The 11,135-nt window shown below is 60.6% G+C and carries 7 protein-coding genes and 5 tRNA genes; 10 read left to right on the top strand and 2 right to left on the bottom strand.

From position 1 onward, the window contains the following. Positions 1-237: 237 nt before the first annotated feature. On the bottom strand, positions 238-1,257 hold the full coding sequence (iolG, locus tag MR935_RS09720) for an inositol 2-dehydrogenase (protein ID WP_442863035.1): 1,020 nt from the start codon (positions 1,255-1,257) through the stop codon (positions 238-240). A gap of 340 nt (positions 1,258-1,597) precedes the next feature. Here iolG and MR935_RS09715 point away from each other — a divergent pair, with 340 nt between their 5' ends. The 10 genes from MR935_RS09715 to MR935_RS09670 all read left to right on the top strand — a co-directional run bounded on the left by MR935_RS09715 (position 1,598) and on the right by MR935_RS09670 (position 9,750). Further along, positions 1,598-2,620, top strand: a complete 1,023-nt coding sequence (locus MR935_RS09715) for a LacI family DNA-binding transcriptional regulator (RefSeq protein WP_290573064.1) — start codon at positions 1,598-1,600, stop codon at positions 2,618-2,620. Positions 2,621-2,646: 26 nt separating this feature from the next. After that, positions 2,647-3,969: a TolC family protein gene (locus tag MR935_RS09710; RefSeq protein ID WP_290573063.1), complete on the top strand. Its 1,323-nt coding sequence runs from the start codon at positions 2,647-2,649 to the stop codon at positions 3,967-3,969. Between the two features lie 23 nt (positions 3,970-3,992). Next, positions 3,993-5,186: an efflux RND transporter periplasmic adaptor subunit gene (locus MR935_RS09705; protein WP_290573062.1), complete on the top strand. Its 1,194-nt coding sequence runs from the start codon at positions 3,993-3,995 to the stop codon at positions 5,184-5,186. Positions 5,187-5,192: 6 nt separating this feature from the next. Next, the gene (locus MR935_RS09700; RefSeq protein WP_290573060.1) at positions 5,193-8,312 is read left to right on the top strand and encodes an efflux RND transporter permease subunit; all 3,120 of its coding nucleotides are present in this window, start codon (positions 5,193-5,195) and stop codon (positions 8,310-8,312) included. A gap of 100 nt (positions 8,313-8,412) precedes the next feature. Beyond that, positions 8,413-9,114: a hypothetical protein gene (locus tag MR935_RS09695; RefSeq protein WP_290573058.1), complete on the top strand. Its 702-nt coding sequence runs from the start codon at positions 8,413-8,415 to the stop codon at positions 9,112-9,114. 108 nt (positions 9,115-9,222) lie between these two features. Further along, positions 9,223-9,296 (top strand) — tRNA-Gly (locus MR935_RS09690). A gap of 41 nt (positions 9,297-9,337) precedes the next feature. After that, positions 9,338-9,414, top strand: a tRNA-Arg gene (locus MR935_RS09685). Positions 9,415-9,443: 29 nt separating this feature from the next. Next, positions 9,444-9,520, top strand: a tRNA-His gene (locus tag MR935_RS09680). A gap of 74 nt (positions 9,521-9,594) precedes the next feature. After that, positions 9,595-9,669 (top strand) — tRNA-Gln (locus MR935_RS09675). 5 nt (positions 9,670-9,674) lie between these two features. Continuing rightward, positions 9,675-9,750, top strand: a tRNA-Lys gene (locus MR935_RS09670). 251 nt (positions 9,751-10,001) lie between these two features. On the opposite strand, the gene MR935_RS09665 is transcribed toward MR935_RS09670, so the two are convergent. Beyond that, positions 10,002-10,901 carry an N-acetylmuramoyl-L-alanine amidase gene (locus MR935_RS09665; RefSeq protein ID WP_290573056.1) on the bottom strand — a complete coding sequence of 300 codons (900 nt, stop codon included), beginning with the start codon at positions 10,899-10,901 and terminating at the stop codon, positions 10,002-10,004. Positions 10,902-11,135: the final 234 nt, after the last annotated feature.

The raw sequence follows: 11,135 nt of genomic DNA, 5'->3' as shown, positions 1-11,135 counted from the left end.
GGGCTAACCGTCTACCGGCAACACCTTTTCTATGTTCAATATACCGCCGGCAAGCGGGTTTGTCAATTCCTCGCCCACGCAGCCGTGTGGAGTCTATTTCCGTTATGACGCGCTGGCATCCGTATCCGGTGAGACATGAGCAGGCGGCTTCTCTGTGCGAGAAGCCGCCTGTTTTGGTCTTTCAAAGTGCCCGCTTCACGCGGGACGCTGCGAATCATGTACGAAAGTGACAGAAGATTAGGCTTCGACCTTGACGTAAACGCCGCCGTTACGGCAGGACTCAGTAGCGGCCTTGGCCATCAGTACCGGACGCAGTCCGTCGATCGCGCCAACAGGCACTGCCTTGTCGTTCTGAACAGCGTCGACAAATGCGACGACCTGATCAATAAAGGCCTGATTGTAGCGCTCAAGGAAGAACCACAGCGGCTTTTCAGTGTGGGTGCCGTCCACGGTGGTGACAGCGGTGGTGTTGAGCAGATCGTTGCCGTCCGCCGCCATGCCCTTCGAGCCAAAGGCCTCGACGCGCTGGTCGTAGCCGTAAACCGCCTGACGGGAATTGTTGATGACCGCGATGCAGCCGTTGGCCATCTTCATAGTGACAACAGCCGTATCGACGTCCGGGATACCGGACTCCTGCTGCAGGTTGGGATTGACAAGGCACGAGCCAACGGCCGAAATCTCGACTGCCTCCGAGCCGGTGACATAGCGCACCATATCGAAGTCGTGGATCATCATATCATAGAAGATACCGCCGGAAACCGCGACATAGGAAGCCGGGGGCGGCTCAGGATCGCGCGAGGAGACGATGACGATGTGCGGATCGCCGATGGTGCCGTTCTTGACAGCGTCGGCCACGGCCTTGTGGTTGTGGTCAAAGCGACGGTTGAAGCCGACCTGGAACTTGACGCCCTTTTCCTCAACCAACGCGAGCAGCTTTTTGATCTTTTCGATATCGTAGTCGATCGGCTTTTCGCAGAACACATGCTTGCCGGCCTGCACAGCGGCCATGGACACGTCGCAATGTGTATCGGTCGAGGAGCAGACGAACACCACGTCGACCTCAGGGTTGTTGATAACGTCCATAAAATCGGTGGAGACATTGGTGATCTTGCGCTCCGCCAGCCATTCACGCGCGCCGGACTGATCCAGCATGGGATCGGCGGCGGCGATGACCTGCACGCCCGGAACAGAGTTAATCAGGTTGTTGATGTGCAGCTTGCCGATACGGCCGCAGCCGACCACGCCGATTTTCAAAATGCCCATTTTCATTCTCTCCTTTGTCATAAGGTAATTTTATTATATATGACGCGGTGGACGGCTTCAAGTGGGTGTTTGAATTTCAGCGCACCGCCCAAATTTCGTGCAGGTGATTGGGCAAGTTGTGGCCTGAACAGGGTAGCGGGCGTGCAAAAAACGCCGTGCATTGTGCGGAAATAAAAAATGCACGGAAAATGCAACATCTCAGCGGAAGCTGTCTAAAATGCCCGGGATCGCTTGTGCGGCCGGGTTTGCTGTGATAAAATAACGGTATCCGTGCTGTTATGCGGCAAATAGCGCGGCGGGACACAGATAGAATCGCGTCAAAAGGGGGATCTGCATGAAGGTAACTGCACAATGGATCGCGGACCAGTGCGGCGTGTCGCGCGGCACGGTCGACCGGGTGGTCAACGGCCGGCCAAACGTCGCGCCTGAGGTGCGCGAGCGCGTGCAGAAGCTGGTCAATGAATACGGCTACAAAACGCCCGCCCAGCGGCAGGCGGCGCGCGCCGGGCGGGGCGCGCACCGCATCGGCGTCATCCTGCCGAGTTGGGATGCGTTTTTCATCCGCCGGATGCGGGAGGGCATCCGCGTGGCCGTGCATCACCGCGGGCTGGCCGATGTGACCGTGGCGGTGGAGGAGCTGAAAAACCGCTCGCACCGCTCGTATTTTGAGGCCATCGGCAGGCTGGAGGAGCGCGGCATCGACGGCCTGATCCTGACCGCACCCGACACCGTCGCCATGGCGGAGGAGATCGATCGTCTGGTCGCCGCGGGCATCCCTGTCGTTACCTGCGATTCCGACGTGTATGAGAGCCGCAGGCTCTATCATGTGGGGCAGGATATGGTGCGCTCCGGTCGAATCGCGGCCGGTCTGCTCGCGCCGTTTCTGGCGGGCGGTCAGGTGCTGGTCGTTACCGGTAACCGGGAGTTTACCGCCCATAGCCTGCGCGTGCGCGGCTTTCTTGACCGGCTGCATGAGCTTTTCGGCGATGAGATGGACACGAGCGTCATCGAAAGCGTCGAAAAATATGAGCTGACTTATGACGGTGTATTGCAGCAGGTGCGGCAGAATCCACGCATCCGCGGCATATACATGGCAAATGAGTCGGTAAAGGGCTGCATGGACGCGCTCGACCGGGTAAAGCCCGCAAGGCCGATCCACGTCGTCTGCCATGACCTGACGCCGCACGCGCGCCAGTATTTGGAGGAGGGGCGGCTGGATTTTATCATCGACCAAGACTTTTCCGCGCAGACCACGCGCGCTGTCGAGGTGCTGGCGCACACCCTGCGCACGGGAGAAGCGCCGCGGCAGAGCATTGAGTACATCCACACGAGCATCCTGACACGCGAGATGCTGTAACGCACACGAAAGGAAACAGTAAGAGCATGAGCAAACCAAGGTACACCGGCGTGCTGCTGGCGGGACTGCTGCTGACCGCGAGCGTGCCGCACGCGGGTGCGGCTCCACTGAGCACCGCCATCGCCAAGAGCATACAGGAGCATATCCGCAGCGCCTCCGCCGCGCAGACAGAGGAGACTGCCCCTGCCCGGCAGACCGGGCGGCAGGTCGGCTTTGCCGGGCTGGAAAAGACCGTGCGCGAGAAAAACCCCACGGTCAAGGCGCTCGACCGGACGCTTGCGGGCATCAAGGGCACCGACCTGGATGCACAGTTTGCAGGCCAGTATTTGCAGTATGAGGCGCAGCGGACGGCCTACCAGCGGCAGATCGAGGCCTATCAGCAGGCGATCGCGGCGCTCGAGCAGCACGCGGCCGACCCGGCGATCGCGGCGCAAATCGCCGCGCTGCGCATCAATCTGGGGGTCGCACAGGGCAGCCTTGAGGGCGCCAACCGCGCGATCGACGCGCTCGACAAGGCCGAGGAAAACGCGCGGGATGACCTTGCCGACACGGTCGCCACCTATGAGCGCCAGTTTGAAAATGCGAAGAACCAGCTCGTTCTGGGCGCGCAGTCGGCCTATTTGGGTGCGGTATCCATCCGCGCGGGGCTTGATACGCTCGATCGCAGCCTTGCGGGACTTGACCGCAATCTTGCGGTGGTCGAAAAGCAGGTCTCGCTCGGCATGGCCTCCCAGTTGACGCTGGACAGCCTTCGGCAGACGCGCGGCACGGTGCTGGCGCAGCGCGCCACGCTGGAAAAGCAGCTGGACGGCGTGCAGAACCAGCTGGCGCTGCTGCTGGGTGAGCCGGCGGGGGAGGCAGTTACCGTCGCCGACGCGCCTGAGGTGAGCGAGCGGCAGCTCAGCGAGATGCGGTATGAAACCGATCTGGAGCAGGCCAAAAAGAACAGCTACGCTATCTGGAGCAAGCAGGACGCGGCGCGCAAGGCTTCAAACGACTATGAGGATAACGTGACCGCGACCGTCGATGCCTATGAAGCCGCCAAGCTCAACCTTGAGGCCGAGAAGGAAAACGTCACGGTAGCCTTTCGCGCACTGTATCAGGATGTGCAGGACAAGAGGGCGCAGGCCGCCGACGCACAGGCCGCGCTTGCCCTACAGCAGCGGAATTTCGCTGTGTCCGAGCTGCAATATAACCGCGGGATGATCTCGAAAAACGACTTTCTGGGCGCGCAGGATGAGCTTGCCGCCAAGCAGGACGCGCTGGACGCGGCAAAGCTTGCGTTGTTCACCGCCTATAATGCCTACGACTGGGCCAGACGCGGCCTGATGAACAGCGCGTCATCCTGAATGGATCGCAATGGAGGAATGCAATGAAAGGAAAACGTATTTTGGCTGCGGCGCTTTCCAGTGCGCTGCTGCTGTGCGCGGGCTGCGGCGGGCAGGCTGCGCAGGAGGAGCAGGTGCCCCTCGGCACAGCGGTCGAGGTGGTCGAGGCGGTCACGGGCGAAATGAGCGCCGAGCACGCGCTGACCGGCAAGGTCGCGGCGGCGAGCGCCGTACAGATCTTCCCCATGCTGGCCGGGCAGGTGCAGACGCTGTCGGTCGCCGAGGGCGACACGGTGAGCAAGGGACAGGTGCTGTTCACGGTGGATACCTCGGCTGTCACCTCGACGATGGGTGCGCTGCAGCAGTCCTACAACGCGACCAAGACGGCCACCGATCAGGCGATCGCCAACGCGCGCATTACCTTGGAGCAGGCGCAGCTGGCTGTGGACAACGTGCGCGCATTGTATGAGGCCGGCGCGGCGGCGGCGCAGGATGTGACCCGCGCCGAGCAGGGCTTGCAGCAGGCGCAGAGCGGTCTTGACGCCGCGATAGCGCAGCAGACGGCCTCGCTTGCGCAGATACAGGCGTCGATGACGCAGATCACTACGCAGGCCGACCTCGGCACGGTCAAGGCACCGTGCGCAGGGCTTGTGACCATGGTCAATCTGGTGCGCGGCGGTATGGCGGCGCAGAGCCAGCCTGCCGTCATCATCGCTGAGGACGGAAAGATAGAGGTCGAGGTTTCGGTGGCCGAGGATGTGTTCACGAATATCCGGGCGGGCGATGCGGCCGATATCTCGCTCTCCGTGCTGGGCAGCGAGCCGGTGCGCGGCACGATCGCCGCACTGCCGGTGGCGGCCAATATGCAGACCGGCCTGTACGATGTTTCCGTTTCGCTCCCGGCGGGGGCAAAGCCGCCGATCGGTGCGTTCGCCACCGTGACCTTTTACACCAACCGGCGCACTGCGCTGCATGTGCCGACCGAGGCTGTGCTGACCGGCGAGGGTAACGAGAAGCACGTCTTTGTCGTGCGGGAGGATAAGGCCGTGCGCGTCGCGGTGGAGACTGGTCTGGTCGGCCGGAGCGATACCGAGATCGTGTCCGGGCTGAACGAGGGCAACCGCGTGGTAGTCAAGGGGCAGTCCTATTTGGCCGACGGCGATCCGGTGCGCGTGGTGACGGGCACAGCCGGCACAGCGCCCGCTGCCGCAGATGCCGCGCAGGGCGGGGAGGGCTGAGTCCCGATGAAAATCGCACAAAACTGCATCAAACATAACGTCATGACCCTGCTGTCGTACATCCTGATCGCGGTGTTCGGCGTGGTTGGCTTTCAGGGACTGCCGCTGGCGCTGATGCCTGCCATGGAGGTGCCGATCGCCATCGTCTACGCGAGCTATATCGGCGCAAGCCCGGAGGACATCGAGCAGCAGGTGACAAAGCCGCTCGAGGCGGCCTGCGCCAGCCTGTCCGGGCTGGATACGCTGCGGTCGGTTTCGTCGGAAAACGTCTCGATGATCGTTGCGATGTTCGAGGATGGCGTCGATCTGGATACGGTGATGGTCGATATGCGTGACAAGGTGGACAGAGCCAAGGCCGCACTGCCCGAGGATGCCTCCAGCCCAACCGTTATGTCGATCGACGTTGACTCGATGCCGGTTGTCATGATCGCGCTGCGCGGCAGTGACCTTGCACGCTTGCAGGCCATCGCAAAGGATGAGCTTGCCCCCGCGCTCGAGCGGCTGGACGGCGTGGCCTCGGTCGATATCTCGGGCGGCTATGAGGATGAGATTGCGGTCAAGACCGACGCGGCGCGCCTGAAAGGCTATCATCTGACCATCGCCAGCGTGGCGCAGCAGCTCGGGGCGGACAATATGGCTGTACCCGGCGGCAGCCTGACGAGCGGTGCGCAGACGCTTTCCGTGCGCACGGACGGTGAGTACCGCTCGGTCGAGGATGTTAAGAATGCGCTGATTTCGCTTCCGGCGGGCGGCACGGTGCGCCTGAGCCAGCTCGCAGACGTTTCCATGCAGCCCAAGGACCGCAGTGCCATCGCCAAGGTAGACGGCGAGGAATGCCTGTTTCTGTCGGTCAACAAGCAGTCCGGCTCAAACACAGCCCAGATCGCCGAACGCGCCAAGGCGGAAATGGCGCGCTTTGCCGAGGAGAACGCCGGCCTTGACTGGAGCCTTATTATGGACCAGTCGGACTACATCAATATGACCGTGCGCAATGCGATTTCAAACATCGTGCTTGGTGTGCTGTTCGCGGCAATCGTGCTGTTCGTGTTCCTGCGCGATTTCGGCGCAACGACGGCCATTTCAATCGCCATGCCGGTGTGTATCCTGTTTACCTTCCTCATCATGAAGGGGTTGGGCATCACGCTGAACATGATGTCGCTCGGCGGCATCACGCTGGGCGTGGGCATGATCGTGGACAACTCGATCGTCGTACTTGACAATATCTTCCGCTTCCGGGCGGACGGCTATGACCGCTTTGACTCCTGCACCAAGGGCGCGGCCGAGGTGACCATGTCGGTCATCGCCTCGACGCTGACTACCATCTGCGTCTTCCTGCCGATCGGACTGTCCGGCGGCATGACGGGCATGATGTTCAAGGAGTTCTGCATCACCATTGTCGCGCTGCTGGCCTCGTCGCTCATTATCGCGCTGACGCTGGTGCCGCTCTTGGCCTACATTCTGCTTGACCGGGGCGGCAAACACCGCCGCATGACCGTGCCCGATTCAAAGCGCAGCGAGCTGATGGCGGATAAGCCGCTCATGCGCCGCTACAAAAGTATTCTGAACCTGTTTATCACCCGCCGGGCGATCGGTATGCTGTTTACGCTGGCCGTGTGCGTGGTGTCGATCGTCAGCATTGCGCTGGCGGGCATGGAGATCATCCCCTCGATGGATCAGGGGCAGGTGGATGTTGCGGTATCCATGCCGAGCGGGTCTACCATGGAGGAGACCGCCGCGATAGAAGACCGCATCGTGCAGATCGCGCTGGATACGATACCCGAGATCGAGCAGATTTATTATTCGACCGGCGACGCGACCTCGATCATGTCGGCTTCGTCCAGCGCGAGCGTGACCATCATGCTGACCAAGGCCAAGGAGCGTGACCGCTCGGCCAGCGAGATCGCCGGCTTTCTGCGCCGCGACCTTGCCGATATCGCGGGCTGTGAGCTGACCGTGTCCGACGCAGGCACGATGGTCATGGATACCGGCTCGGATATCAGCCTGAGCCTTTCGGGCAGGGATTACGACACGCTCAGCGAGGTGGCAAGCGCGCTTACCAAGGAGATCGCCGCCCTGCCGGACGCGGTCAACGTGTCCTCCTCGGCGGGTGAGCAGGTGCCGCGCGTCGCGGTCAAGGTCGACCGGGAGAACGCTTCGCGCTTTGGCCTGTCGGCCACGGCGATCGGCGGCCTTGTGCGCAGCGAGCTGACCGGCTCGACCGCGACCACGCTGCGCATGAACGGCGAGGAGTATGATGTGACCATTTCGGGAAGCGACAGCGTCTCGCAGAGCCTGGACGCGCTGCGTTCGCTGCAATTGCCAACCGCATCGGGCGGCTCGGTGCCGCTCGGCATGGTGGCCAAGGTGTATACCGAGCTTGCGCCGCAATCCATCCAGCGCATCAACCAGAGCCAGACGGTCACCATCACGGGCGATACCGAATCGGGCGACAGCGCCGCCATGACGGCGCGGCTGAACGCGCTGCTGGCCGAATATCCGCTGCCCGAGGGCATCGATATCGACGACGGCGACAACTCCATGTCGACCATGATGGAAACGACCAACGCCCTGCTGCTGGCACTGTTTGTGGCCATTTTGCTGGTGTATTTCGTGCTGGCCAGTCAGTATAATTCGTTTGTGCTGCCCATCGTCATCATGAGCATCCTGCCGATCGGCCTGCTTGGTTCACTCGCGCTGCTCTGGCCGACAGGGAGCAAGGTGTCGATGGTTGCGCTGCTTGCGGTCATCATCCTTGCGGGCACAGTGGTCAACTCATCTATCGTGCTGATTGATTATATCGAGCAGCGCCGCCAGACTAAGGGGGAGGATAAGAACACCGCGATTCTGAACGCCTGTCCGCGCCGCATCCGCCCCGTGCTGATGACCGCGCTGACCACCATTCTCGGCCTTGTGCCGATGGTGTTCTCAAGCGGGGAGGGCGCGGAGATGATGCGCCCGATGGGCGTAGTCATGATGACCGGCATGGTGGTCTCGACGGTTGCCACGCTGTTCATCACTCCGGTCTATTACTCGCTGATCGACAGCCTGACCGAGCGCATCAAAAAACGTGTAAACAGGCGTAAAAATGTCGAAAAGCCGCAGACGAACGCGCAGACGGACGAATAAGGTCGGAGGATTTCGTCAAACCAACGGTTGCTTTTTTCGCCCGAATACGCTATGATAAGGGGCATATGAGGGAAAGCACCGAAGGGGAAGGAGCATCCAAATGAACCGAACGATCGCGCTTGGCGCGCTGTGCGCGCTGCTCCTGTCGGGCTGCGCCGGGCAGGACGGTTCGGCCGCGCCAAGCCAGCAGGACACAGGCGCTGCCGCACTGCAAACACAGGCGCTGACGCAGGCCGAGGAGGCGGGGCTGCTGGACGATGGGCAAAAGGACGATATGCCGGCGGATGGACTGCTGACCGAGCAGGACGCCGCCGCGCTGGTTGCTGAGCGGCTGCGGGGCGAGGGGTATACCGTCGCGCTGACCGATATCCGGCTGGAGACTGGGCAGACGGACGACAATAACCTGCGGGAGTACTTCGTTTTTGAGGTAAAGGACGCGCAGGGGGCGTCGGTCGGGCAGGTGGCGGTCGATAAGCAGACCGGCGAGAAATACAACTATCTCGGCGCGGGCACGCTCGACGATTACGACACCTTCCCGTTGTACGACCCGGAAACCGAGGAGATGTACGATTGGGCGGGTGCATACACAGGCCCGGCCGCGGTCGCGCTTGAGATTTTGCAGGGTGATGAAAGCTCGTTTGCGTACAGCTTTTCGGACGGCACGACCGGAAACGCCCGTGTCAAGGGCAACACCGCCAAGTCCGACGACGAGGAGATCAGCTTTCTGTTTTCCGAGGATATCATTACGGTTGTGGGCGGCGGCCTGACGGGCAACTACACCGCGCGTGCCGCAGACCGCTGAACGGGTGAGGGGCGGCTTTTGCCGTCCCCTACCATATTCTATTTTTTTCGATAAAACGGTTGACAAACCATCGTTTTATTGCTATACTATTTAAGCGTCAGAAAACCCGCGGGTGTAGTTCAATGGTAGAATGTCAGCCTTCCAAGCTGAACACGTGGGTTCGATTCCCATCACCCGCTCCACTGATTCTTTTGATAAGCGCCGGGTTTGTGGAATGGATTATGCGCCAGTAGCTCAGCCGGATAGAGCAACTGCCTTCTAAGCAGTAGGCCGGGGGTTCGAATCCCTCCTGGCGTGCCATACTTCGTGCTGACTACGCAAATTATATGGTGGGTATAGCTCAGTTGGTTAGAGCATCGGATTGTGGTTCCGAGGGTCGAGGGTTCAAGTCCCTTTACCCACCCCATATTTCACTCTATGACGCGCTGCTTCCGCAGCGCGTCATCCATAGGGGCGCATTTTTCGTTTTCTGGTGAATACAGGGGCGTCGCCAAGCGGTAAGGCATCGGCCTTTGACGCCGACATTCGCTGGTTCGAATCCAGCCGTCCCTGCCATCCATGCCCCAGTAGCTCAGTCGGCAGAGCACCTGCCTTTTAAGCAGGGTGTCCGGGGTTCGAATCCCCGCTGGAGCACCAAATCAAACCCGCCACAAAAGTGACGGGTTTGATTTATTTTGCTGTATTTCACCGCCCTTTCTTCAAAATTAATTTGATTTTTTCGAAAGTTGTTTGCCAAATTTAGTATCTTATAATAAAGACATATCATTGTACGCAAGGTAAAGTGTTGCAAACTTGTTGCAACACATCGGGCGTTAACAAGATGGTGTAAAAAGAGATGTAACGGCCGCCATCCTTTTCCATGCCCAAGCGCTTGGGTATTTGCAGCCCTACCTATCCACCGCCGCCGCCAGCTTGGTCAGCAGCGCATCGCCGTACTGATACCGCAGCAGATACGCTATCGTCTGCTCCTCCAGCCCGCACACGGTCTGCAGCTTGTCTACCGCGGCCTGCACCGCATCACTCGCGGCGGGCACGTCCGTGCGCGTCTGCGGCGCAAATACGCCGGGCGTGTTTGTTTTCGCATCATAGCTGATGCCGTACCCGGCCTGTGTAAAATCGCGCAGACGGACGTAATTCTCGTCGTCCTTTACGATGCAGGCGCATTCATACGCCTTGCCGTCAATGCACACGTTTTTCTTCTCTACCACTTCGGTATCCCCCTTTTCCGAAACCGCCTTGCCAAAGCCCTCTGCCATACCGTCCGCAATCGCGCGGGCGATATCGTTGAATCTCGCCTTGTACAAGGTCATATCGTCCTTGTCGTCCACAAAACACGTCTCGATCAGCGCGTGGGACACGCCGCGCCGGATGCAATGCCGCTGCACCGCGAAGCTGCCCGAGCGCTTGACGCCGCGATTGCGGAACCCCAGCGCGGCCATGCGCCGCAGGATAGCTCGCTCCACGCCGTCGCTTTTCTCGCTGGTGTGGATCCAGATCTCCGTGCCGGTCGTGCGCCCGTCGCCTGCGAAGTCCTTCGCCGCCGCGTTCAGGTGGAATTCCAGCGCATAGTCCACGCCGTCCAGCGGCAGGCTGCCGCCCTCCCTTACCACCTTGTACGCATCCTTGTGCTGGTCGTAGATATCGACCTCGAAGCCGTATGCCCGCAGCAGCGGCGCGACCGCGTTTGCCATGCGGCGGGTCTCCACCCCTTCCGTGTACCCGTTCGCCACCGCGCCGGGGTCGTAGGGCGTGCCGCCGTGCCCGGCGATCAGTAAGATTTTCATCATTTCTCCTTTCCCGGGGCAAATGAAAACGCCCCGCCTTGACTTTGGCGGCGCGTGTGGTATAATACATACAAAGGGACGCTGCCGACGAGCGGTTGACCCAATTACACCGTTAAAGTAACCGCTTCATTGGGACGTGAGGGCGGTTACTTTGCATTTATAGTCAAAATATGTAGCAAAATGATTGCCCATATCAAAACTCGAACGAGTTTTTGACCCATATGCACCACCTCCTTT

The organism is Agathobaculum sp. (assembly GCF_022775115.1).
Taxonomy (GTDB): Bacteria; Bacillota; Clostridia; order Oscillospirales; family Butyricicoccaceae; genus Agathobaculum.
Note: the sequence above shows the minus strand (reverse complement) of the source record. Positions and strands in the feature narration are given on the sequence as shown.

Bases quoted from the DNA above. Each gene is read 5' to 3' on its own strand.
- MR935_RS09695 (WP_290573058.1), top strand. From the start codon at position 8,413: ATGAACCGAACGATCGCGCTTGGCGCGCTGTGCGCGCTGCTCCTGTCG.
- MR935_RS09710 (WP_290573063.1), top strand. From the start codon at position 2,647: ATGAGCAAACCAAGGTACACCGGCGTGCTGCTGGCGGGACTGCTGCTG.
- MR935_RS09665 (WP_290573056.1), bottom strand. From the start codon at position 10,901: ATGATGAAAATCTTACTGATCGCCGGGCACGGCGGCACGCCCTACGAC.
- MR935_RS09705 (WP_290573062.1), top strand. From the start codon at position 3,993: ATGAAAGGAAAACGTATTTTGGCTGCGGCGCTTTCCAGTGCGCTGCTG.
- MR935_RS09700 (WP_290573060.1), top strand. From the start codon at position 5,193: ATGAAAATCGCACAAAACTGCATCAAACATAACGTCATGACCCTGCTG.
- MR935_RS09715 (WP_290573064.1), top strand. From the start codon at position 1,598: ATGAAGGTAACTGCACAATGGATCGCGGACCAGTGCGGCGTGTCGCGC.